This is a genomic window from Streptomyces sp. NPDC051133 (genome assembly GCF_040682635.1).
In the GTDB taxonomy this organism is placed as follows: domain Bacteria; phylum Actinomycetota; class Actinomycetes; order Streptomycetales; family Streptomycetaceae; genus Streptomyces.
Genome location: NZ_JBFBBK010000059.1, coordinates 25,856 through 49,310 on the forward strand (window position 1 = coordinate 25,856; position 23,455 = coordinate 49,310).

Here is a 23,455-nt window from a genome sequence, read left to right on the forward strand (position 1 = left end):
AACTTGATGTTGAACCTGCTCGCCCTCGGCTTACGGCGATGCCCCGCGCGAGACGATCCACAGCTGCAAGGCCATGAGGAGCAGCGGGGCCACGAAAGAAGAGATCACCAGACGCCTCGTCGCCGCAGCCTGCGTCTGGTCCTCCCGGCGCTGCTGCTCGGCCCGATCCAGACCCTGGTCGTGCTCACCGCGCAGCCCGGAGAGCCCTGCCTCGACTTGACTGATGCGCTGATCGACCGCCCGCTGATCAGCCCGGTATACGTCCTGCGTGACGACCTGATCGAGGCGCGCGGCGAGCTGGGCGAGGTCGCCGCGGAGATCCTCGCGCAGCTGCGAGACAGCACGGTGCAGCTCCCACAGGGTGGGCTCGGCACTCGGCGGCACGGACACCGCAATCACTCCCGGCGGCCCCGTGCCCTGCTTCGATCGTACGGGGCCCAAGAAAGCCTGCGATTCTTACGCCGAGGTGATCGCCAGCGACGAAATCCGGTGGCAGCGCGCGCCGCCTTCCTGCCAGCTTGTCTGGATGCTGCTGATACTTACGGGATCGAGCTGCTCGGGTAAGTCCACGCTCGCCTTCCCCGTCGGGGAACGGTTTGACCGGCTCGCTGTCCACGAGATGGACGAGAGCGGGGTCCCGCAAGCCCCTCCCCGGTACTGGCGAAACCACATCACCGAGAAGTGGATTCAGCGCGCGCTCGAGTACCAGGCCGACGGCATGGACCTCTTGCTGACTGCCCAGACTCCGCTCGGCGAGATCCTGGCCTCGCCGTCCGCGCCTCTGCTGGACGGGATCGCGATGTGCCTGGTCGACGTGGCCGATGCTGAACGACGTAGGCGTCTGGATGATCGTGATCCGGGACGCTGGTCGGAAGCCGCCATCGATGCGTACATCAATTGGGCGGCCTGGCATCGGGGGCACGCACAAGATCCCGAGCACCGCCCCGAGGTCATCATCGGCACGGGCGCACCCAATATGGCTTGGCATCGGTGGACGTCGTGGACGGCCAACGATCCGCGGTGGCAGACCCACATCCTCGACACCACGGACCGTGACAGGCAGGACTGCGTCGCCGAACTGGAGCAGTGGGTTACTCGGATGCGCGCGGATTTCCGGGCCCGCCGCCATCCTCTGAGCTTTGGCTGGATGGGATGAACCCCCACCCACAGATGCATTGCCATGCTCGGTGGACCGGGTGTGCCTGAAGCGGGAAGTGGCACGGAGCCGCCCTCGTACCGGCTTTACTCGCCGTCGATGAGGTGCGCGGAGAGGAAAGGGGAGAACGTGCCGGCAGGAACGTCGGGGGCCACGCCGCACATGCCGTCGGAGTCGCCGGGGACTTTGATCCACAGCAGGTATTCGGCGCCACCGACGCCGATCGAGGAGGGGACACCGAGGCGACGCCCGCCCGGGTTGCAGTAGTCGACGTGCTGCCCGCTTCCGTCCATCGCGCCGTTGCCGTTGCGTGAGGTATCGATGACGAAGCGGACGCCTGGAGCGCCGCGTGCTGCCAGCTCCCGGGCAACCTGATGCCCGTAGGTGCAGGAGACGTCCGTGGAGTCGTAGTTCGCCACCCCGATCGCGAAGCCTGCCGTACGGGCTACCCCTGCTGCGGCGAGCCGGGCCGCCATCTCGTCGGCCCGGATCCAAGTGGCGTTGCCGCCATCGAGATAGGAGCGCACCAGTGGGCACGAGGCCAGGGCGCCCGCAGCGTAGGCGACCAGCTGCGTGCGCTCGACGCGCATCGCCTCAGTCGGAAGGCTGCCGATCTGGCTGAGCGAGTCAGGTTCCACGATCACGAGAGCAGGCCGGTCGCCGATGCCCGCAACGAAGCCGTCAACCCAAGCCCGGTACTCCTCCGGAGACTTGGCGCCGCCGCTGGAGTGGCCGCCGTTGTCCCGGTTGAACATGTTGTACGCCGTCAGGATGGGCAGCCGCCCCACAGCGGCGGCCGCAGTCACATAGGCGTCGACATCACCCTGGACACCCTTGTTCCAGTCGCCGAACCACTTCGCGGCAGGACGTCGCACCAGAGCCTGGGTGATCTTCGCCGACAGCGGATCGTTCGAGTTGGCGGCCACCCACTTCGCAGCATTGGAGTCCGGATCAACGTAGAAGCCCTCACGGGCCGTGGACGAGGTGAGCCGCACGTCGCTGAGGTGCACGGTGACCGCTGTCCCCTGGCCGAACTGGAAACTCACCTGCCCGGCCGTGGTGTCGATTCTCGAGGTGAAGGGGAATACGACATGAGTGTCGACCGCGGGCAGCGTCACGGTCCTGTCCAGGGCAGCGGTCCACGGGTCTGCCCCGAGCCCGACCTGCGCCCGGAGGGTAGTCCCGGACTGGCTGGCGCGGGCGGTGAAACTCAGCGTGTACGTACAGCCGGACCGCAGGATGATGTTGTCCTGCCCGAAAGAGGCATCCCAGAGATTGGCGGCGTCAGTGGTGGCGGTGGCCTCCAAGCCGTCGCCGGGCGCGGCCAGGGTGACCATGGCCGGGTCGCCGGACCACCAGCCGGTGGTGCCGTCGGTGAAGGTGCCGTTGATGACGAGGTCTCCGTACAGTGCGGCCACGAGTAGCTCTGCTCCTTGGGTTACTTGATGTAGGTGACGCGCAGTCGCGGCGGATGACCTTGGCCGATGCCGTCGAACATGCCGTACGAGGTCTTGTTGGTGGTGTTCGGGTCGATCGCAATGCCCCGGAACTTCGACGAATCGAAGATCGAGGTGATGTCCACCCACTGACCGCTTGCGCGCGCCCACTTGGTGACGGCCTTCGAGCCGGTCTGGTCCGCCGAGAACTTGCTCGGACGTGAAGCGTGGCCGTGGACCTTGAGGACGGCGGTGCCGCCGGAGGCGTAGTACCAGTGGTTGGCGTACAGATACACCTCGACCTTGACGAGCTTCGCACCGGCGAGATCCTTGGCGAGGCTCCCACCGAACCCCACGAGCGCGGCCTGAGTGCCGTTGTCCGCCGAGAAGTAGCCGGCCACCATGCGGTTGCCGTAGTACGAGTTGTATCCGGACCGGTTCGCGTAGCTCCCCGACCAGGACGCGCTGTACTCCCGCTTCACCTTCACCGGAGGGTCAGGGACGACAGCGCCACCAGTGTTGTAGACGCCCGTGTCCGGTGCCTGCTCACCGATGTCCTCCACACTCAGATGCCCCATACGGCCCTTCGCGCCAGTGAGGGTGACCTGCTGGCCTGCAGGAGCGCCGCTATCGCTGGTGAACGTGAGCAGCAGCCGATTCCGCCCGGGCCGGATCAGATCATTCGGTGCGCACGGACCGATCAACTCCAGCCGTGCTTCGCGGCGCGTCGACGTGAGCGGATGGCGGGCCTCTTGCAACTGCGTGGAACTGATCAACGGCGCGGAGGCGTAGCCGCTGCGTAGCCGAAGCACCAGGGAGCCGCCGGTCTGGGAGCATTCCGCGGTGCCGTTGTAGACCACGCGGTACATGCGGCCCTCTTCGGCGTCGAAGGCCAACTCGACGTAGCCCATTTCGGTACCGGTGGTGGTCTTCACGCCGGTGGCCATCCAGTCCATGGCGACGATGCCGCGTGGCCCGTCATACAGGTCGGTGAGGTCGTCGCCGCCGATAGTGACCTTCCCCGCGACGTTCAGGTCCTGGAATGAGGCGTCTCCGGTCGAGCCGATCGCGGCGACCCTGGTGGTGCCGTCCCGCAGGGTCAGGTAGTTGGCTTGCCCGGAGACGAGCGAAACGACCTCTTCCCCGTCCTCGTCGTACAACCTCAGTCCCTGCGGCCCGAGTTCAGCCCGGGCCCCGCCGGTGACATCCCCGAAGATCGTGTGGGCCTGCGCGTTGTCGAACACCACCCACCCCGCGGTCGCGGCGGATGCCTCCAGGCACAGCACCGCGCGGGTCGTGCCCTGCGGTGCGGCCACCTGACCCGTGATGCGCTGCCACACCCCCGGCGCGTAGCTGGTGGCTTCGGCGACTCCGTAGCCGAGGATCTCGCCGGTGCTGTTTTCCCAGCGGGCTAGGATCTTCACGGCCTTCGCGGCAAGATCGTCGGACACCAGCACATCGATGCCGAGGAACAGCTGCGAGGCGGCCAGCACCGGCACAGTCGCCAACGGCAGCGTCCAGTACGTTTCGGCTGCGGCAGTGCAGTCGAGACGGATCCCGACCCCGGTCCGGTTACCGGGAGCGAACGACCACGCCGTGCCGCCCGCTGCGACAGTGTTCGCCGTGGCCGCGCCCTCGAACCCAGGATCCGGCACCAAGTTTGTGCCCTGGCCGACCGCAATGTGGTCGGGGGTGACGGAGCCAACGGCCAGGTGCGGGGTCGCGATGGCGCCGACCGCGATGTGCCCCTGCTGGATGACCTGCTGACCGAGATCCCCCGACACCGCGCGCCGGGCCGACGTACGCACGGCATCCGAGGCGACGCTGGGGATGCCGGAGGTATTCACTGCGACCAGCCGCACCCACAGCGGCGCGTAGTGGTTCACCGAGATGGTGACCGAGGCGCCGGAGGCGGCCTCGATAGTCGCGGTCGGCCACCGAGGATCCGCCTGCATGCTCGCCGACCTCAGCACATGAACCTGGACGCGCGACAGATCCAAGGGGGCCGCTTCTGCATAGGTAAAGGCGCCGTCCCAGGTGACTCTGAGCCCTCCAAGCACCGGTTCCACCTCCGGTACGGATGGGGCAGGTGGACGCGGGCCGTTCACTGCGATGACGCCGCTGGTCCCGTCTGGCTGCTGGCCGATGACCGCGCGCAGGGAGCCGCTCTCGTCGTATACGTCGACGGAGCCGTTCTCCAAGCTGGCGTTCGCCAGCTTCGGGGCGCGGATCGCGGTGCGGAGCAGCTTCTCCAGGCGGGCGAGACGAGTGCCTATGTCGGTGGGCAAGAGATGGGTCCTTGTTCAGGCGGCGGTGGCGTACTGGTGGGCGCCGGACGGTTCGAGTCGGAGGGTGGAGGTCTCCCCGGCGTCGGTGTCGGGGCGGATGGTGTAGCCGGTGATGCGGCACCAGCCGGACCACGTGCCCCACTCATCGCGGACGAAGACGTGGACGTCGTCGCCGATCTGCCACGACCCGATCGGCGCGGCCGGATGATTGCGGACGGTGATCTCTTCGACGTGGCCGAGGTTCTGTCGCCACGCCCGCTCGGCGCGCGCCCGCTGTGCGAGAACGTCACGGCCGCGGACGTCGGGAAGCTCGAGGACGTGCTCCAGGCGGAGCCGCTTGTTGCGTACGGCGTCGATGGCGCGCTGTTGGGCTCGGCCTTCGCCGGCTCCGGTGGCGATGACGACCTGCGCGTACTCGTCGGCGCTGTACGTGACGGGAGTGGAGTCGGTGATGTTGGTGTCGGTGGAGAACGCGATGTCCGTACGGCGTGCCCCAAGGCGCGGATAGCCGACCCGGATACGGCGCACCGGGCGCCGGTTTGCATCCCACCAAGTGGTGCAGGTGTAGTCCGGGGAGTCCGGGGTCTTCACCAGATCATCGAGCAGGTCACCGAGGACCGGGGTTTCCCACCAGTGCGAGTGCCACGGCTCCGCGGGTGTGCCCACCGTCGCCTTCGACGTGGTGGCGTCCACAGTGATGCCCAGGCTGCCATCGGGGATCGACTGCGCGTACGACACGATGTCCCGCATCACCCGGCACGGGTCGGTGTTCACGTACGGCCCGCGACCGCCGAGCTCACCGTCCAGGTCGTGGCGCTTGTGCAGGTACGAGGTCCAACCCGCGGCCTCCACCGGCAGCTTGTTGCCCTCGGGTTCGGCCTGCCAGATGAGCCCGCCCCACCGCAGCAGCCCGTCCCGCTCCACGTACAGCAGGGCGTTGCCAGGATTCTGGGTGAGCTCGGGCAACGACGACGCGAGCCGGGGCGACAGCGTGCCGCGCAGCTCTCCCGGCCCATTCAGCTCGGGCCCGAACTCGACGTTCTTCAACGGGAGATCGTGCGACAGCCACTGCCCCGTGAGGGCGTGCTGGATCAGGTACCGGTACGCCACAGCAGGTCACACCGGGCCTTCGGTGAACTCGATGTCCGCGATGATCGACGTACCGCCGTCGACGCCGAGGTCGCCCTTCCAGTCCTTCGACATCTTCGCCTGCATGTACAGCGTCTGCGTCGTCCCCCGGTACGAGGCCGGCAGCGTGATCGTGTCGGCGACCACAGCAGTCGAGCGCCGCACCACCTTGCCCTGATTGTCGTCAACGACCGTGTCCTGGCCCTCGATCGTGCCGAACACCGGCTGCAGCCTGCCGTACAGCGAATCGAAGTCCATCCGTAGACCAGCGAGCGTGATCGTAAGGATCAGCTTCGTCGCCCAGTCGGGCACCGGTATCTGCCAGCGCGCCTCAGACGGCCAGTCGTGCCACTTGTCGTCGTCCTTCCACGCCTTCGTCAACTTCGACGGATACGCCGTGTACAAGGTGCGCTCCCGGCGAGGGTTCGCCACCCGCCGCACGTCGCGGATCATCCCGGCCGTCACCGTGCCCGTGCTCGCCGGCAGGTCGACTCGGGCCAACGCCACACCCGTCACACCCTTGGGCGCCGACGACACGGTGGAGGACACGTTGGGGATGACGTCGAAGAAGTTGATCGCATCCGTCGCCGGATCCAGCCCGCCCTCGAACTCGGGGTCCTGCACCCGCAGCACGATCAAGTCGGAGCGCGGCGTCGCACCGGTGGGAGCGATCGGGACGGTCGCGGTGCCGATGTTGTACGCCGTGTACGAACCCTGCCACGTCGACGCCTTGCCCCTGATGACAGCGGACCCGTCAGCGATCTGCACACCGCCGCCGGGCACTGGCAGAGGTGTCACCTTCAGGTCTGTGGCTTCGGTGACGCCTTCAGAACCATGCGACAGATCCTTGATCATCTGCCGGAACGTCTGGGCGGAGTGGGTGGCACCGTTCACGAGCAGCGGGGCTTGGGCAAGCGTCATCGGGCGGGGGTCTCCTTCGGGTCAACCAGGGTCTTGAAGGCGTCACGCCACGCCACCTTCAGGCGGGCGGATGCGGTCGGATCGGAAGCGGTCCAGCGGATTTCCGAACGTCCCGGAGGCAGGCGGAAGTCGCCCAGCGGGGACGTGGTGGCGAAGGTGCCGCCGTTCTTCCTGGTCACGGTTCGCTGGCCGGGGCGGGTGTCGACCGTGACGTGCTCGCCGGCGGGGATGGTGATGCTGAGGTTGATCTGCCGGCCGGTCTCCACGTGCGTGATCACCGGGTTCGCGCACGGCCCGTAGATGGTGATCACCGGGTGGGCGTCGATGTTCCCGTTGTTGGTGATCCAGCCCGGCCGGTTCTGACCGGACAGGCTGCCGTCGCTCACGTGGATGGGGGCCTGCACCGGGGCGGTGAAGCCGCCACCGGACAGCCACCCGAGTTTCAGCTGCATGCTCTGCTCGGCGTCCGCGTAGTAGCGCGGATCAGCAGTGAACTCGACGTCGAGCGGCACCCATCCAAACACCGCCTCCTCCCACGACGCCTCGGCCTTACGGAGCCGCCCGTACAGGACACGGACCGGTGCGCCAGGCCACTTGATCCGCAACGGCATCACCGCCCCGCCGACCGTGCGCACCCGAGGATCGTCTGCGGCATCCTCGATCTGGGCCACGATGCGGGCCGCAGCAGCCGGATCACCGGGCGTCTTCACGCCGCAGTCGATGCGCAAGGTGCGAGCCTCGTACCAGTCCGGGCTCATCCACACGCCATCCGCAGCGGGACGCTCGACGACCTCCCCACGCACACCGGGGCGGGCCAGCCCTTCGATCCGGGCGATGGGGATGCTGGTGCCGTGGCCGAGTCGTATCCCGGCGAACTCCAGCTGGAAATCCCTGAGTTCCGTGCTCACCGCAGAACACCTCCGCGGCGGGCCCGGCGCATCTGATACGAGACGGCGGAGGCGATGTCGTTCGCGGTCGCTCCGGCACGTGTGACGTGGATGGTCTGCTGGCCGATCGCCGGCGCCTGATGCACCACCACGACCTGCGACCGACCCGCCCCGGCATCCACCAGGCGCTTGGGGGTGAGCCCGTATCCGAAACGGTCCGCGGTCTCGGTCAGTACTGCGGTAGCCCGGCCGCGTTTCGCGACCGCGTGCGGGATGTACGACTCGGCGCGAGTCTCCGGCTCGGCGAACTTGATCAACCCGTTCCTCGAGGAGTACACCCCCGGTTCCCAGATGCCGCCGTTCGCGTACGCCTTCCCGGCATTCGCCTTCACCAGGTCGGCAAGGAACCGGTCCGCCTTACTGCCCGTGGCCTTGATCTGGCCCTTGCCGCGGTTGGCGATCTCGATGATCCGGTCCTCGTCGAGCCCTGCCTTCTCGGCCACCGCGTGGATGCCGCGACCCTTGGCCAGGGCGCCGATGAGCTTCACGAAGTCGCCGAGCTGATCCGAGTCGAGGGTTTTGCCCGCTGACTGGGCCGCGCTGTTGGCCTGCTTCGCCTTCTTCTTGTCGCGTACGGCCTGGGCGGCGAGCGCCTCAGCGTTCTCATCGCCCTGCTCCGCCAGCCGCGTGGCCAAAGCCCCGTACCCGCTGGAGGCCAGCTTGGCGAGGTTGTTCTGGAACGTCGTGGAGTCCTTGACCGCGTTCTTCAACTGGCCTGTGTAGTCGGCCAGCGTGGCCTTCGCGGTGCCGGCGAGCTTCGTGAGCTGCGCAGCCATCGACTTCACGTACTTATTGGAGCCGCGCGCCATCTTGCGGGTGAGCGCGACACCGTCCTCGCCCATCTCCTCCAATGCCTTGGCGACATCGGTGCCAGCCCGCCGCGACACGGTCGCCAAGTCGTTGCGCCAGGCCGAGGCGGTGCGGACGGACTTACGCAGGTTTCGTTCGAACATGCCGAGGTCGAAGTGCTCCTTGCCGCCCTTGCCCTTGCGCTGCGATTTAGAGACGACATCGGACACCGAGAACCCGGAGCCGCCGAGTGGCTGGTACGACCAGTTCGACAGACCGCCATCCGCGTACCACTCGATGCCGGACGGGTCACCGCCCAGCCGCCGCACGATCTCCTCGGTGATCGCCCTCGACCGGGGCCGCTTCGACCTGCGAAGAGGCACATAGCCCTCGCCGTGCGTCTCGGGCTCACCCCACACACGCCACGATCCGGCCGGTGCGATTTGCGCGATGTGGTTCTCGCGGACGCCACCATTCGCGTAGTAGTCGATCACCGACCCGCGCGCCTGTGGGGCCTGGATCGCGTCCGGGACACCGTTGCCGTCCCGATCCCAGCTCGTGGCTCTGAGGGACACGCCGACGCCGATGGTCCGGCCCGTGATCCCGTTGATCGCGCTCTGAATACTCCCCGCCGCCGAGACGGGCCCGCTGGTGGGCACCGTGACGGTGACGTTCTTGCTGCCCGGGATGTCGGCGACCTTGATGCCCAAAGCTTCGAGCTGCTGCCGAGCCTCGCCAGTGGGCGCGGTGAGCGTCACGGTCTTGCCGCCGGGTACCCCGGCGATCTTCTGCTTGACCGCCTCCAGGCTGTCGATCGTCGCCTGCGTCGAAGCAGTGACGTTGACGTGCTTACCGCCCGGAGTCTGAGCGATCTTCGAGATCAGCGCATCCAGATCCGTGCGCGCCAGATCAGTCGGGGCAGTGACCTCCACACGGCGGTCCCTCAAGTCCTTGATCTTGAAGCCGAGCTTCTCCAGATCCTCGCGAGCATCGTTCGACAGAGTGGAGATCGTGATGGTCTTCTGGTCCGGCTGAGCCTTCAACGCCTGCTGAACCGCGATGAGTTCAGCCATCGCCTCATCCATGCCGGCCGTCTGCAGCAGGATCGACACCTGCGAGGGGACCAGACCGGCATTGTCGGCGAGCTTCGCCGCCTGCTCGGCGGACAGGCCGAAGCCCTCGGCCGTGGAGATCGCCGAATCCCGGGCCGTCTCCATCTGCTTCTGCGCGGCTTGCAGCGCCTCGGGAACGGACTTCCCGCTCGCCTCCGCGTACTGGTAGGCGGCGAGCGCGGCGTCCGCGGAGTTCGTCGACAGGCCCTGCAGCAGGTCGTACAGCTTCTGCCCGTTGCGGGTGACCGTGGACAGCGAGCCATCCATGTTCAGCAGGGACTTTCCGTATCCCTGGGCGTTATCGACGCCGCCCTTCAACGCCTCGGTCGCATCCGACACTGATCGGTTCAACCGTGCTTCGGCCGCGGACAGGTTCACCGAGCCGCCGGCCAGGATGTTCAGCGCGTCATGCAGGGCCCGGGCACGGGAGTCGGCGTCTGCCGTCGTGTCCGACAGGCGGCGCATCGCGTCGGAGAACTTGCCGAACGGCCCCACCGCATCGGCTGCGGACCGGCCCGCGGCACCGTTCACGTCGGCGAGATCGCGGGCGTCCTGCACCGCCTGGGACATCTCGCCCTTCACGGACCCGAGGGCCTCCGCGGCGTCGTGAGCCTTCTGGCCCACGTCGTTGTACATGACGCCGCCGCCGCGCACCGGCTCCAGGTTGATCGCGGCGACGTCCTCCATGCGTTTCTGGAGCTTCCCGAGCCCGTCGTCCTGACTGAGGTAGGCGTCGGTGAGCTGCTTGATAGGCACACCGGCGTTCTTCATGACGTCGACCAGGCGTTCCTTGCCGTCGAGGACCTTGGTGTCCATCAGTTGCTGGGCGGCTGCGGTACGGACGCTCTCGGTCACGGCACCGTTTGACTCGCGCAGCGCCTGGGTGAGACTGCTGATCCGCGACTGGTGCTCGGCCGCCGCCTGGGCGGCCTTCTGCTGGTGGGAGGCGAGCATCGACAGGCCGACACCAGCAGCCGCCAAGGCCACACCCCACGGCCCGCCGAGTGCACCCATCAGTCCGCGGGCCGCGCCACCGACTCCGGTACCGATCGCACGCGCTACTCCGGTGATCGGCCCGTTCGCGTTGCGGAACGCGGACGCCATCTGTCCCACCACCGGAATGCGGGTCTGCACCACCGCGAGGGCCTGACCGATCCGGCCAATCGACTGCCCTTGCGCAGCCGCAAGGTGCTGCTGGAGACGCATCTGGTCACCGAGAGACCGGTACGCGCCCACAACAGGCCCGGACACCGTCTGACCGAGCCGCGACATCATGGGCGCGACACGACGTGCCATGAGCATCGCGATGATCGCCGTCTGCACAGGCCCCGGCAGCGCCCCGAACCCGCGCACCAGACCGGCCACCACATGCCCGATCGGGACCAGCGCGCCCGATACGGTGCCCGCGGCGGCGGAGACCAGGTTCAGTGCGGTGACGATGATGTCGAGTGCGGTACCGCCCGCATCAGCTTCTCGCGCGACATCACTGATGGCGTCAGCGACGGGAGAGACGGCGGAGCCGACGTTGCGCAGGATGTCGATGAGAGCGCGGCCGCCGTTGATGAGGACGTTGAACCCCGCGGCCGCGGTGTCGAAGGCCAGGTCCTTCAGCGGCCCGCCCAAGCCGCCGAGCGAATCACCGACCTCGTCAAAGCCCGCCGAGACGGCCTTGGACACGGACGGGCGGGCCAGCGTGTACAGGTCGTGCACGTAGTCGATGGCTGCCGCCATGCCGGGCGTGGCCGCGGCCATCCCGGAGGTCATCAGCCGAGTGACCTTCTCCAGCCCGGGTGCGGCCGCCGTGTACAGGACCTGTCCGGTGTTCGAGGCTTGGGTCTTGAGCTGGGTGACCGCACCCGCAAGGCCCTTGGTCTGCGAAGCGGCGATCTCCCCGGCCGCGCCGGTACGGGCGATCGCCGTGTGCATCTGGTCGAAAGACTCGACACCCTGATGCGCCAGAGCCGACGCACCCGCGAGCGCAGGCTTGCCGACCACGTCGGCGAGGGAACCCAGAAAGTCCTTCTGGGACATGCGGTGCTGGGCTTGCTCGAAGCCCTCGATGACCGTGCGCAGGCCCTTGAAATTGCCCTGCGCGTCCCACGCCTCGATGCCCAGCTCGGCCAGGCCCTGCTTCATCCGGGCGGTCGGGCGGGACAGGTTGGTGAGCATCCCGCGCAGGGACGTTCCTGCTTTGGAGCCGAGGATGCCGGAGCGGGCCAGCATCGCCACGGCCGCCGACGTGTCCTCGATGGAGATGCCGAGCTGGGCGGCGACCGGCCCGGTGTAGGACATCGCGTAGTAGATGTCCTGCAGCCCGCCCGAGGCGGCGTTCGCCGACGCCGCGAGGACGTCGGCGGCACGCCCGGCGTTGTTCGAGCTGAGCCCGAACTGGTCCATGACGTCGCCCAGATACCGGGCGGCGTCCGCGGCCGAGAGGTTGTCGGCCGCGGCGAGCTGCATCGCAGCCCGCGCGTTCGCGATGGACGACGTACTGGTCTGGCCGGCTTTGGCCAGCTCCAGCATCGAGTCCGCGGCCTTCGCCGCGGACGTGCCGGGGATCTTGAGGTCGGCGCCGAGCTCGCGGGCCTTCGCCGCGGCCTGCACCATCTCCAGGCCGGACGCGCCTGTGACCGCGCCCCAATTGTTGATGGCCCGCTGGTACTCATTGCCTTCCTTCGCGATCTCCGCGAGACCGGCGACGATGCCGCCACCGACCAGGAGACTGCGCAGGTGGTGCGCTTCTTGCCGGGCGCCGAGCAGCCCGTGGCGGAGCTGCCGCATCGACGCGTGCCCGTCCGCGCCGACACGGCGCAGCCCGGCACGGGCACGATCGGAGTCACGGGTCAGCGCGCGCAGACCGGTAGACGATCCGCGGGCGCCAGTCCCGATCTGGTTGAGGTGCCGGTTGAGGGTGGCGGTGTCACGGCCCAGGCCGCGCATGGCGCGGGAGGCCTGCCGGATCTCCGACAGGAGATGGGAGAAGTCCGCTCGCGCCTGAACGCTGAGCGTGTACGACGACACCTGCCGGTGCCCCTACCTCCCCGCGCCCCTTCCTCCTAGCCCCCTGCCACCCTCAACCACCCGCTACGGCACGTCGCGGGGCACCAGGCCGATCCGCACCCCGTATCCGTCCGGGCCGTCCGGGACCTGGTCCTGCTCGTGCGCGATCAGCTCACAGCCGGTGCAGCGCACGCTCGTGGTGACGTACGCGAACCGGTCACCACCCTGCTGCTCGTCCCACTCCGCGGCCCTGGTCCCGCACTGATCGCACACCGTCCGCTGATACGACGCGAACGCCAGCGCCTTCGCCCGGTCCAGCTCCGTCCAGCGGCCATCACCCGCACCAAGGAACTGCGAGTGCGGAATGCCCCAGCGGTCGCACAGCTCCAGCTCAGTACGGAGCTGTACGTCCGTGATCAGCCTTTTCCCAGCTCCACCGTCGACGTGCGCACGATCTGCTGGGCCTGCCACGCCGCCGCGAACAGCGCGTTCGACTCGGCAACCGGCCACGAGTCGAGGAGATCCTGTGCATCCTCCTCGCTCATGCCCTCCACGACGTTGTACTCGTCGTCCCGCTCAATGTGCGCGGCAGCGATCAGAGCAGCGGGGAACGTCTCTGGATTCCACGCGTCCCCGTCCTCAGCCTGCGCCTCGGTCGGAGGGAACCTCTTGATCAGCCCGTCCAAGATCGGCCGCGGCAGCGCCCTGAACGTCAACTCCACAGCGACGCAGTCGAACATCTCCTGTGCCGTCTCGACCTCCGCCTCGGCCTTCGCCGTCGCGTCGCTGTACTCGCGGCCGTTCTCTGCATCGGCCATGCGGCAGCGGGCAAGGTCTCGCAGCGTCTCGTCCAGGTGCTGCTTGGCGTCCTGGTCGTCACAGATCACCAGCGTGTACTCGGGCATCTGGCGGGCACGCAGCCGGGCCAGCTTGCTCGCCCAGTGCGCATCACGCGCAACAGCCTTGGCCGGCGGGGCAGGAGCGGTCTTGGTCTCCGTGGCCACCGGCATCACTTCTCGACCTTCGGCGCCGAGGCGACCGGCACAGCGGCGTCCTGGGTCGGCTTCTCCGTGATCGAGAAGTTCACGGTGAACTTGGCGGCCTCGTTGTCCGTCGAATAGTTCGGCGACCGCGAGCCGATACGGACCGGGAACACGTCCATCGAGCGGGAGCCCGCCACGTCGCCCTTGCGGAGGAAGACGACCCAGCCGGTGTCGTCCTTCTTCAGCAGCTGCTCGATCTCGTCGGACACCTTGTCCTCGTAGAAGCCGAGGGAGGAGTCGTCGGCCTGATCGGTGCCGGGGATCTTCGACTCGAACGTCGAGCCGAGGTCGGGGGTTTCGATGGCCTGATTCGACAGCGTCCAGCCGTCGATCGCCGCGATCGCATCCGTCAGGTCGGTGCCGGCCGTGAGCTCGGCGCGGGTAGGGACGTGTCCGGTGTCGGCGACGGTCTTGAGCCACAGGACGCGGGTCACTCCGCGCCGGGAGAACTTCTTTACCTGCAAGGTCTGCTGTCCGATTCCGGGACGGCAGCCGCACATCATGGGAGGCCCCGTCCCTCGACGTGTTGTCGGGGAACCGGCCCGAACCAATGGATGGTTGGGCGTCCGCGCGGGGGCCTCCGCGGTGAGGATGCAGGAGCCCTCACAGGGAGGGCTGCTACATGGTGATCACGATACTGTCGCCTACGCGACGATCGTCTGGTGTGGCGTCGGCAGCCCCTCTGCGAGGCCGGAGTCAGCCCGCCTGAAGATCAGAGATCAGGCGTCGGGATATGCGGGAACTGCACCGCCGCGAAGCTCACGGCGGCGGTATGCCAACGTGGCTGGCGGGGACAGAGCGATCTGCCAACGCCGCTTGGCTACGGACGTTTCCTGTTCGGGGTTGCTGGCTCAAGCCTTGCCCGGGCTGACAGCGGAGGCTCTGCCTCGAACCCTCTTGATCGCAGACACGCGAAAGAGCCGCGTGACTGTTTGCGGCAGGAGCGAGGGAAGTCCGGATCTTAAATCCCCGAAGTTAGCCTCTGCGTACTTTCGTTTGCTTCATTGTCGGCTTCAAGTGCAGCCTGCAATTCCGGATCGACGAATTCAAGTTGACTGTCGAAGCGATGTTGGAGATTGCTTACAAGTCGTGCGACGGTATTCCCGCACGTTCCCTTGTCGAGGTAGACCCGCATCCATTGTGGGCCGATTTCCAGCCGCAATCCATGCCCCACGTGTAGGTCAACTGCTTCAACCCTTGCAACGTCTCCAGATAGTTCTGGAATTCCCCACAGGCGGAATGGCCGCCTAGACGCGAAAAGGCTTGCGGTAAAGTGCTCCAGGTCGGGGATTTGGCGATTGAAGCGAATCGAAATTGGTGCGCCGCTAAAGATTGAACCCCCGTCATTTCCGACAGATGACCAGTTTATTGCCCGCGCTTCGCAGAGCTGGACAAGCCTGCTGTATCGATGTACGACTGCATCGACAAACTGGAAGTGATATTCCAGATCGCCGGAAACAGCAAAGCGCCCCATCCTGTCTACGCCTTCACTGATCCGGCCTAGATCTGGGTCGCTCAGCGCAACTTGTACACTGTCGAATGACACCGCCGAGCGATACTTCTCGTCGCTCGAAATGTGCCTCATTAGGCGCTCTGCGCCGCGACCTGCCAAGTTGATTGTTAGGTCTTGTGCAGGGTCGTCATCAGCCAAGAAATCGCGCCCGTGAAATTTTGTACGGACGCGATTTGAAATGGCGCTTGGCCATAGATTTTCTAGGTGGCCTGAGGGTAGCCACATCCAGTCGAGGTCTCGGCGCTTCTCGATTTTCTCGTGAAGGAACGGATTGATTCTCCGCATCGGCATGCTTGAGTGCACTGACCAGAAGCGACCGCCGAGCTGGTCAACCCAAACTTCTCCGTCGTCTACGAAGACTCGGAAAAGGAAGGCATCATCGGTAGCGAGGTAATTACCTGCCCCAAATACCGAACGCACCTTCTCCTCGGGGTCACTGCCCTCGCAGTGTGCTTCTAGTACTACTGTGCGTGTTGGTCCAGACGCTTCGCGCAGGCGCTCGACCATGGTCGCCCGAGTCGTCATGGCCTCTCCTCTGCCTCGTCGTCTTCGTTATCGTCACCGTCGCCCAGCTCCTGCAATAGGTCAAGCTGGTTTGGGTCCACTTGGGGCTGCCGTCGGGAGCGTGAGCGCCTCGACAACGCTTGGTAGGCCTGCGTGCGTCCCCGAGCGTCAAAATCCTCAGGCGTCCTCAGGATGCGGACTATGGTGTCCTCGCGATCCGGCCCAAGGCTGCACTGGTACGTCTCAGGGTGCTCGCGGGCGATGTGCCTTATGGCGCTGTCGACCTTCTTAAGGAGTTGTCGACGAGCGGCCCTGCCGTAGAACGGGTAGTAGGTGCAACACCCCTCGGTGAGCCGACGTACCGTCACTGTGGAGTCCCCGATCGCCGCCACCTTCACGAGCTGGCTGCGAACCGGGTTGACGAACTCGGCGTCCTCGGACTCGTGGTCGTAGGCGATATATGTCGTCGGGGGCGCCACCAAGTTCACGCCCTCCATGGGGACCGCCGCTTGCAGATGGTCGGAAGCGCCTTCGGTACGAAGCAGTCTGACTGTCTTGTCCGACACTGTGAGGAGAGGGTAAGCAACCTCGGCGGTGCTCAAGCTGAGCGATAGCCGGTCAGTGTGCTCCTCCAGGCCGACGTATAAGACCTCCATGGAGAGTTCCATTGCGTGGGGCACGCTGATTGACGTCGCCCTGACAATTGTTTGAGGGGTCACCCCGCCGTATCGTCGGGCTTGATCAAGCTCGACGTTGGCTCCGGACTTGGCTTCGCATATGACGAGGTGAGCTGAAGCCTCGTGGAACAAGATCACATCAGCCACGACGCTGCCGGTTCCATCGCTACTCAGCGGCATTTCGAGCGCAACCACGCGGAAGCCGTTGTCAGCAAGCGGCGACGGATTGATGTCGTGGGATGTGCATAGACCCAGTAGGGCATTGATGGGCAACAGCCTGCGTGCCGTCAACGTACCTCCTGGATCGCACAGTTCGGCCGTGAGCGTACTCTGCGTCGGGTGGCCGTGACTATGGCCGTTCAGATGAGCACGCACCGTTTTCAGTGTCCGCCTCGATGCGCGCGACCCGCCCGATCACGGCCGGGTCGACCGAGTAGTCGCAGGTGTCCAGGCGGATGTAGTGGTCCCGGCCGATCCGCACCGGTCTGCCACCAGCGCGGCGGCGCGGTCGGCGGCAGCATCGCGGCCCTGTCGGCATCCCACCGCGCGGCCGGACAGGCCTGAAGCGTGCGGTGCACTCGTCGGTTGGCGACCTCAAGCCATCCGGTCAGCTGCGTGTTGAAGTCGGCTGGGGAAGTGAACGCCCCGCCGGGCAGGAACGACGTCTCCAGGTAGCCGCTGGCCTGCTCGACCAGTCCCTCTAGCTTCGGGTCGCGGGGTCGGCACAGGATCACCTTGCAGGCCAGCAGCCCGGCCAGGGCGGCGAACTCATGGCCGAGCACGGCCCGCCCCTCCCGGCAGCGTCCGATGGCCGCTTCGTTGTCCCAGGCCATTGCCCGGGGCACCGCTTTCCACCCCGACAGCGATAGGGGGTCACGGTTCACGGAGCGGCGACACAACCTACCTACCCCGCTCGGAACCTCACAGAGAAGCCGAAACCTCAGGTGCACGGTCAGACAGGCTGAGATCATGGCAAGAGGGTCAGGCCATGGCTACGACGCGGCAAAAGGGGCGGGGATGGACGACAGCAGCACGGTGCGCGCGGTCGCGATCGACCACAAGGCGATCTTGCGCTCGCCCGGGCGCGCCCACAACGGCATCGCCGACTTCCTCCAGTGGCTCGACGAGCACGACATCTCTTTCGTGCTGCTCACGACCGCCCCGATCGACGCCGAGGCCGCCATGAAGGCCGCCGGCCTGCCCGCACCCGTCCTCCACCTGTCCCGCGACGACATCTTCGGCACGCCGAACCGCGGCAGCGGCGCGTGGCTCCAGACGGTCGCCGAGCGCCTCAAGCTGCGCCTGAATCAGATCGTGCTCATCGGCACCTCGGAGCTGGACTGGCGCACAGGCATCAACGCTGGCGTCGTCCATGTCCTCGCCCGCTGGGCCAATCATGTGCGGAACGCGAAGGGCATGATCACCCTGTCGGCCGATGAGCCGGACGACGCCGGTGAGCTCCTGGAGCACTTCCTGTTGGACGAGCCCCGCTGGGCCTTCAGCCACGACGACGCCGCCCGCTCCTTCAAGATCCGCTCGCTACTGCCTCCCAACGTGCGGTTCCCCCAGGCCCCCGGCCGGACCTTCGAGCTCCAGGACGTCTTCACCCGCGGCCGCACCGTCACCGTCGGCACCCAGGACGCCCGCGACATCCTGATGCTGCGCCTGCTCTCCTCCGCCTACCTCGACGGCACCCTGCCCCACCGCAGCCTCTTCTGCGTCTACCCCAGCAGCTCCCCGGGCCAGGTCAGCCAGCAGCTCGCCGGCTTCCTCACCAAAGCGAAGGTGATGGTCGGCTCCTACTACCGCGAAGACCTCCTCGAGCGCACCGGGCAGGCCCCGGACACCAGCCTGGAACGGTGGAGGCGGAGCCGAGGCGAGGCGAGCACGACGGACATCTCGATCGGCGCCCAGGCCCGCACCGTCCGCATCAACCCCAAGTACAAGGGCAAGCTCAAGGGCAAGACCGTGATCGTCTTCGACGACTTCACCACCGAGGGCAAGTCCATCGAATGGGCCCGCATCCTCCTGGCCAGCGCCCAAGCGGAACAGGTCATCGCCCTAACCATCGGCAAGTACGGCGCCTCCCGCCACACCGCCTACCAGCTGCGCCCCGGCACGACGATCGACCCCTACAAGGTCAGCTACCACCTAGCAGCCACGAACTTCGTGACGACGCCCGTCACCGGAGCCGCGGGTCCGGGCCCCGACGACGCTCTGAAGGCCACAATGTCCCACTTCATCGCCGCCGCGCAGAGCACCGAATGATCTTGCCCGCTATCCGGCCTTCGGAGCCGGTGCGGCCCGTGGCGACCGGTACCGAGGATCGAGCCGACCGTGCCCTTCCCTCCCTTACGCGGACCCCGTACGCCATGATGGAAGTGGCCCGAGAACCTCGCTTCATCCTTCGAACATCCCGGGGCCACGAGTAGAAGGACACCTTGATGGACCTCGATTGCACCGCTGACCAGCACGATCTGCTGACCCTGTGCGCGTTGCGCGCCGACGACGCCACCCTCGACTGGAGCCTGCTCGCCCGCGGCGCCCAGAGCCCCGAGGGCCTGGCCGCACTCATGGACGGACAGCTGCACGAGGACTCCCGTGCCGCGACCAAGAACCGCCCCCTGCTGCAGCAGGCCCTGACCGCCGGCCTGGACGACGCCCGCGCCCGCGTCGACGACGAGCTCGCCGCCGCCGGCAAGACCGGCGCACGCCTGGTCACCGTCCTGGACAAGGACTACCCGGCCAACCTCAGGGTGATCGGCAACCTGCCGCCGTTCCTCTTCTACCGCGGCGAGCTCGACCAGCGCGACGCCCGCTCCATCGCGATCGTCGGCACCCGCCAGGCCTCCGAGGACGGCCTGCGGCGGGCGGCCCGGATGGCCCGCGAGCTCGTCGAGCACGACGTCGTGATCGCCAGCGGTCTCGCCAAGGGCATCGACGCCGCCGCCCACCAGGCCACCCTCACGGCCGGCGGCCGGACGTTCGCCGTCATGGGCACCGGCATCGCCGCCCCGATCTACCCGGCCGAGAACCGTCCGCTCGCGAAGGCGATCCTCGCCGCCGGAGGCGCGCTGCTGAGCCAGTTCTGGCCCACCAGCCCGCCGGCGAAGTACACCTTCCCGCGCCGCAACGTCGTCACGAGCGGCACGACCCTGGGCAGCGTCGTCATCGAAGCCTCCAGCACCTCCGGCGCCAAGATGCAGGCCCGCCTGGCCGCCGAGCACGGCAAGCTCGTCTTCCTGATCCGCTCCCTCGCCGACACCCAGCCCTGGGCCAAGAAAATGCTGGACGAAGGCCGGGCGATCCTGGTTACCGCCTCCAGCGACATCACCGACCGCCTCGGCCAGGCCGCGGACATCCAGGCCGCCGGCCAGCAGCGCCAGCAGCTCGCCCTGGCCGACCTGTGACCGCAGCTCTTCCCGACCCGGCAGGTTTCCCCGACTGCCCCGTGTGCGCCTACACCGTCACCGGCACCGCACGCCTGTGCTCCGACTGCGCTGGGCGCACTCTGCAGCCTGTCGCCGACAGCCGCTGCCCGGTCTGCTCCCAGGCCGTCGCACCCGGCAGACCGTGCGGCAACCGGCTATGTGCGCTGCCGGTCTCCCAGCGGGGGTTCTCCCGCGTCGACGCGGTGGCCGTGTACTCCGGAGCCCTCCGCGACAAGATCCACAGACTCAAATACGACGGAGCGCACGGCTGGGCGCTCATCTTCGGCAGGCTCCTCGTCGGCTGGATGGAGAGCCACCCCGAGCAGATGAAGGGCGTCGACCACGTCGTTGGCAACCCGACCGCCTCGGGCCGCCAGCCGATCCAGCACATCGAGGCGATCTTGGATGCCGCCTACACCGAGGACGTCACCCGCGCCTTCCCGCTCAGTCCGCCGGGCGCGCACCGCCTGATCAAGGAGACCGAGACGCCCCGCTCGGCCAACAAGAGTCTGGACGACAAGCGCGCGGCCGCGACCGCGCACGCAGCGGCGCTGACCTGGACCGGGGACACGGGCGACATCAAGGGGACCACGATCCTGCTGGTCGACGATGTCTTCACCAGCGGGTCCCAGCTCCAGCATGTCGCGCTCCGGCTTCGGGCGTCCGGAGCCGCCGAGGTCCGCGGGCTTGTCCTCGCGCGTGTCCCCTGGAGCGGATGACTCTGGTCGAACATCGCTCCCAGCGGGGCCGACATGGAGCGCGGCTGTGCTCGTACCGGCCACGGAACTGGTCTGCTCGGAGATTGAGGAGCCCGAACCGACACCGATTCTGGGCCTGCCAGGGCGGCACGAAAAGCGGAATCCGCGAATTATCGGATGAGCAGCCCGTTGTCGATGTACGTTGACGAGCAGTCATCCAGGGCGCCGCGTCCCCCCGTGCTCGGCGCCCTGGAGCATGTCTGAAGCTGCACGACGCCCCTTCCTCAGATCGCCGCAGGCGCGTAGGCATGTCGCGACAGGTCGGCCTTGAAGGCACAAGCGGGGCATGACTGCCACGACCCTCCCAAGGGCGGGGCGGTGCTGCCTCGGACCGGCTGGGAGGCGCCATTGTCCGGCATGAGCAACATGGTCGAGCTGGCTCGCTTGACCACCGCCTCCCGTCGATCACGGCCCCAGCGATCTCTCCGTTCTCGGCGTCCGGCTGCGTCGCCAAGAAGACCTTGTCGCCATCCATGACGTGCACCTTGATCATCGAGTGCCGAAGTAACTCGTCGGCAGCGGCGCGCTGTTCACGTTCACGTTCAGTAGGTCGTGACGGACAGCTTGTATCGCTGCACTGCCGTCACGACACCGGCGTCCGTATCGGGCGGCTCCATACCGCTGTCGACTAGCAATTCCCGCGCCCACACATCCACACCCGGAATCTGGATCGCGTGCTGCCACTCGCCCTCGGCTGTCCGTCCCAGGAGCGCCTGCAGCGCCCGATCCGCTAGCCACTCGACCTGATCCGTACGGGCTGCCACAACCGTCACCTGGTAGACGAGATACCCGTCCTCCGACTTGTCCGCCAGCGGCGCCCCACCGACCTGCCCGCCCAGGGGGTAGAGCACCGTGTACGGCAATGGTGCGGGCCGCCCCTCGACGAGCGGCAGACGACCACGGCCGCACGGCTTATCCGTCGCCGTGGCCAGCATCACCTGAAGGGCTTCAGTCACCCGGGCCCGGGCGATCACAGGTCGCCTCCAGCGAAATAGGCGGCTGCCGGGCCTTCGATACTGAGCACCCCGTACCGGCACAGGCCAAGCGCATCCCACTCCATCACCCTGGGCGTGGTGAGGATGGACAAGCTGCGCTCCCCGTCCTCGTCGAAGACCTCGGCGACCACGACAGCTCGGGCGAGCAGGCCCCGCTCGTGTCCCGCGAGCACACCAGCCAGAGCATCCTCAAGGTCGGTGCTCATGTCGCTCACAGGGCCCTCGAGATCGCCGTGCCCAGCTCCCTCATGAGGAGCGGTCCGAACGTTCCGACGGCTGGCCCCAAGTGCGGGAACGGAGGCTGGTTGTAGTGCCGTCCGATGCTGTCGACACCGACAAAGCCGAACTCCAACCGGCGACCTTGCGGCGCATTCGTGCCGACCTCGGCGACGATCACCGGTCCCGCCCGGTGTACGTCGGACTGCCATGACGACCGGTACCGGCCCGTGATCACCCGTGGGCCAGGGCGGCCCGACGCGTTGCGCTGCACCTGGGCAACCAGCGCCTTCGCGCTGTGCCGCATCGACGTGTCCGCCGCAGCCACCGCTGCCTTCCCGCCATGGATCAGAGCCGCAGCCAGCTGGTCAGGGTGTGTAAACCTGCCGCCGCTCACCGCGCCACCGGCTTTCGGTTGTGCTCCTCCAACCACACAGTCCGCAGCACAGGAAAGGACGACACTTCACCCTGCGCGGTCACCCGGTACGTGCGGTTGACGGCTTGCTCGTCCCGGGCGTCGATCACCAGTACGGTGTCGTTCTCCCACACCTCGGGTGCGTCAAGAGGCAGCAGCATCCGGTAGCCGGCCCGCACCTCCTCTACCCATGCGCTGTCCTGGCCCGAACCCTTGCCACGGATGCGCTCTTGATGCGCGTGCAGGCCCGCCTTGTCCTCGTACACGATCGCTGGTGGCACCGGTATGAGATGACCGGTGGTCGGATCCAGTTCGTCATCGCCGTTGCTCCGGGTGACCTGCACCTTGTCCGGCATCAGATGACGTTCCGCGAATCGGGCCAGCGCCCGCTGATCAAGCACTCGCCGCCCACTCCCTCAGCTGCGCGAGCAGTCCGCGGGTCAGCTCACCCGGCTTCCCGTCCAGATCGTCACGGGCAAGAACGGCTTCGTCGAGCTTCTGCCAGTCCATCGCGTCCAGGAAGCCGATCACTACATGCCGGACGTCTGCGGGCTCCACGACGACATCGGCCAAGCCGTCGAACTCCAGGCCCTGCCAGCCCTGCGCCACGTACAGCGTGACCTCGGGGCCTTCGTCGACGGTCTGTGTGATCCGGTACGCCTCCACCGAGGAGGCCACATCGTGCCCGTCGACCTCAATGACCGCAGCCTCGTCAGGAGAAGCTGCGATCCGGACACGATGCACGTCAGGGGGGATGGCACTCATGCCCACGACCCTAGGTGTGCAGAGCGCACGGCCACGGAGCCAACGGAGCCGACGCCTCTGTCAGTGCCCCGTAGTACAGTCCCGGCCTTGTCGCCCAGACGAAGGGGAAGCGAGCGTGCACGACTCTCTTGCCGTACTCAACGAACGGCTCCTGCAAGAAGGTTGGAGGCCACTCAGCAACCCCGTGGACCTTCTGGAAGAGACCGAGCTGTTCGTGCCAGCCAATCCCGGCATCTACGCGTTCGTCTTGTCCGGCGAGAAGCTGCCCTACCCCAACTCAGAGTCGTCGGTCGCCTACATCGGAGAGACAGGCAATCTCTCGGAGCGCATAGCGGTACATCGCTACCACGCCCGTACCTGT

23 protein-coding genes are annotated in these 23,455 nt (G+C 67.2%); 5 read left to right on the forward strand and 18 right to left on the reverse strand.

Annotation, left to right across the window (positions count from 1 at the left end; all coding sequences use genetic code 11):
* Nucleotides 1–30: 30 nt before the first annotated feature.
* The gene (locus AB0N17_RS38340; RefSeq protein ID WP_365834437.1) at nucleotides 31–390 is read right to left on the reverse strand and encodes a hypothetical protein; all 360 of its coding nucleotides are present in this window, start codon (nucleotides 388–390) and stop codon (nucleotides 31–33) included.
* Nucleotides 391–466: 76 nt separating this feature from the next.
* Here AB0N17_RS38340 and AB0N17_RS38345 point away from each other — a divergent pair, with 76 nt between their 5' ends.
* Nucleotides 467–1,156 carry a hypothetical protein gene (locus AB0N17_RS38345; RefSeq protein ID WP_366016294.1) on the forward strand — a complete coding sequence of 230 codons (690 nt, stop codon included), beginning with the start codon at nucleotides 467–469 and terminating at the stop codon, nucleotides 1,154–1,156.
* 86 nt (nucleotides 1,157–1,242) lie between these two features.
* On the opposite strand, the gene AB0N17_RS38350 is transcribed toward AB0N17_RS38345, so the two are convergent.
* From AB0N17_RS38350 to AB0N17_RS38405, 12 genes are all read right to left on the reverse strand, one after another.
* Nucleotides 1,243–2,574, reverse strand: a complete 1,332-nt coding sequence (locus AB0N17_RS38350; protein WP_366016295.1) for a glycoside hydrolase family 6 protein — start codon at nucleotides 2,572–2,574, stop codon at nucleotides 1,243–1,245.
* 20 nt (nucleotides 2,575–2,594) lie between these two features.
* On the reverse strand, nucleotides 2,595–4,880 hold the full coding sequence (locus tag AB0N17_RS38355; RefSeq protein ID WP_366016296.1) for a hypothetical protein: 2,286 nt from the start codon (nucleotides 4,878–4,880) through the stop codon (nucleotides 2,595–2,597).
* Between the two features lie 15 nt (nucleotides 4,881–4,895).
* Nucleotides 4,896–5,990, reverse strand: coding sequence for a hypothetical protein (locus tag AB0N17_RS38360; RefSeq protein WP_366016297.1), 1,095 nt, complete (start codon nucleotides 5,988–5,990; stop codon nucleotides 4,896–4,898).
* A gap of 6 nt (nucleotides 5,991–5,996) precedes the next feature.
* Nucleotides 5,997–6,929: a hypothetical protein gene (locus AB0N17_RS38365; RefSeq protein ID WP_366016298.1), complete on the reverse strand. Its 933-nt coding sequence runs from the start codon at nucleotides 6,927–6,929 to the stop codon at nucleotides 5,997–5,999.
* The gene (locus AB0N17_RS38370; RefSeq protein ID WP_366016299.1) at nucleotides 6,926–7,837 is read right to left on the reverse strand and encodes a hypothetical protein; all 912 of its coding nucleotides are present in this window, start codon (nucleotides 7,835–7,837) and stop codon (nucleotides 6,926–6,928) included. Before AB0N17_RS38370 ends, AB0N17_RS38365 begins: the two co-directional genes overlap by 4 nt.
* A complete protein-coding gene (locus tag AB0N17_RS38375; protein ID WP_366016300.1) occupies nucleotides 7,834–12,798 on the reverse strand; it encodes a phage tail tape measure protein in 4,965 nt (1,654 codons plus the stop codon). The genes AB0N17_RS38370 and AB0N17_RS38375 overlap by 4 nt, the downstream gene beginning before the upstream one ends.
* Before the next feature lie 63 nt (nucleotides 12,799–12,861).
* Nucleotides 12,862–13,248, reverse strand: coding sequence for a hypothetical protein (locus AB0N17_RS38380; protein ID WP_366016301.1), 387 nt, complete (start codon nucleotides 13,246–13,248; stop codon nucleotides 12,862–12,864).
* Nucleotides 13,194–13,781 (reverse strand): hypothetical protein, encoded by a 588-nt coding sequence (locus AB0N17_RS38385; RefSeq protein WP_366016302.1) that lies wholly within the window; start codon nucleotides 13,779–13,781, stop codon nucleotides 13,194–13,196. Before AB0N17_RS38385 ends, AB0N17_RS38380 begins: the two co-directional genes overlap by 55 nt.
* Nucleotides 13,782–13,786: 5 nt before the next feature.
* Nucleotides 13,787–14,284, reverse strand: coding sequence for a hypothetical protein (locus AB0N17_RS38390; protein WP_365834417.1), 498 nt, complete (start codon nucleotides 14,282–14,284; stop codon nucleotides 13,787–13,789).
* Nucleotides 14,285–14,781: 497 nt separating this feature from the next.
* Entirely contained in the window at nucleotides 14,782–15,858 is a 1,077-nt protein-coding gene (locus AB0N17_RS38395) for a hypothetical protein (protein ID WP_366016303.1), read from the reverse strand.
* The gene (locus AB0N17_RS38400; RefSeq protein WP_366016304.1) at nucleotides 15,855–16,805 is read right to left on the reverse strand and encodes a hypothetical protein; all 951 of its coding nucleotides are present in this window, start codon (nucleotides 16,803–16,805) and stop codon (nucleotides 15,855–15,857) included. The genes AB0N17_RS38395 and AB0N17_RS38400 overlap by 4 nt, the downstream gene beginning before the upstream one ends.
* 89 nt (nucleotides 16,806–16,894) lie before the next feature.
* The gene (locus AB0N17_RS38405) at nucleotides 16,895–17,347 is read right to left on the reverse strand and encodes a hypothetical protein (RefSeq protein WP_366016305.1); all 453 of its coding nucleotides are present in this window, start codon (nucleotides 17,345–17,347) and stop codon (nucleotides 16,895–16,897) included.
* 184 nt (nucleotides 17,348–17,531) lie between these two features.
* On the opposite strand from AB0N17_RS38405, the gene AB0N17_RS38410 reads away from it, so the two are divergent.
* From AB0N17_RS38410 to AB0N17_RS38420, 3 genes are all read left to right on the forward strand, one after another.
* Nucleotides 17,532–18,782 carry a hypothetical protein gene (locus AB0N17_RS38410; RefSeq protein WP_366016306.1) on the forward strand — a complete coding sequence of 417 codons (1,251 nt, stop codon included), beginning with the start codon at nucleotides 17,532–17,534 and terminating at the stop codon, nucleotides 18,780–18,782.
* A 176-nt stretch (nucleotides 18,783–18,958) separates the two neighbouring features.
* On the forward strand, nucleotides 18,959–19,924 hold the full coding sequence (locus AB0N17_RS38415) for a DNA-processing protein DprA (RefSeq protein WP_366016307.1): 966 nt from the start codon (nucleotides 18,959–18,961) through the stop codon (nucleotides 19,922–19,924).
* The gene (locus tag AB0N17_RS38420) at nucleotides 19,921–20,664 is read left to right on the forward strand and encodes a ComF family protein (RefSeq protein WP_366016308.1); all 744 of its coding nucleotides are present in this window, start codon (nucleotides 19,921–19,923) and stop codon (nucleotides 20,662–20,664) included. Before AB0N17_RS38415 ends, AB0N17_RS38420 begins: the two co-directional genes overlap by 4 nt.
* 581 nt (nucleotides 20,665–21,245) lie before the next feature.
* On the opposite strand, the gene AB0N17_RS38425 is transcribed toward AB0N17_RS38420, so the two are convergent.
* The 5 genes from AB0N17_RS38425 to AB0N17_RS38445 all read right to left on the reverse strand — a co-directional run bounded on the left by AB0N17_RS38425 (nucleotide 21,246) and on the right by AB0N17_RS38445 (nucleotide 23,094).
* Nucleotides 21,246–21,677, reverse strand: coding sequence for a hypothetical protein (locus tag AB0N17_RS38425; RefSeq protein ID WP_366016309.1), 432 nt, complete (start codon nucleotides 21,675–21,677; stop codon nucleotides 21,246–21,248).
* Nucleotides 21,674–21,904 (reverse strand): hypothetical protein, encoded by a 231-nt coding sequence (locus tag AB0N17_RS38430; RefSeq protein WP_366016310.1) that lies wholly within the window; start codon nucleotides 21,902–21,904, stop codon nucleotides 21,674–21,676. Before AB0N17_RS38430 ends, AB0N17_RS38425 begins: the two co-directional genes overlap by 4 nt.
* A gap of 5 nt (nucleotides 21,905–21,909) precedes the next feature.
* Nucleotides 21,910–22,242 carry an HK97 gp10 family phage protein gene (locus tag AB0N17_RS38435; protein ID WP_366016311.1) on the reverse strand — a complete coding sequence of 111 codons (333 nt, stop codon included), beginning with the start codon at nucleotides 22,240–22,242 and terminating at the stop codon, nucleotides 21,910–21,912.
* Between the two features lie 65 nt (nucleotides 22,243–22,307).
* Nucleotides 22,308–22,730, reverse strand: a complete 423-nt coding sequence (locus AB0N17_RS38440; RefSeq protein ID WP_366016312.1) for a DUF6093 family protein — start codon at nucleotides 22,728–22,730, stop codon at nucleotides 22,308–22,310.
* Nucleotides 22,723–23,094, reverse strand: a complete 372-nt coding sequence (locus AB0N17_RS38445) for a hypothetical protein (protein ID WP_366016313.1) — start codon at nucleotides 23,092–23,094, stop codon at nucleotides 22,723–22,725. The genes AB0N17_RS38440 and AB0N17_RS38445 overlap by 8 nt, the downstream gene beginning before the upstream one ends.
* A gap of 115 nt (nucleotides 23,095–23,209) precedes the next feature.
* On the opposite strand from AB0N17_RS38445, the gene AB0N17_RS38450 reads away from it, so the two are divergent.
* Nucleotides 23,210–23,455, forward strand: a 246-nt coding sequence (locus AB0N17_RS38450; protein ID WP_366016314.1) for a hypothetical protein, incomplete at its 3' end; no start/stop codon positions are given.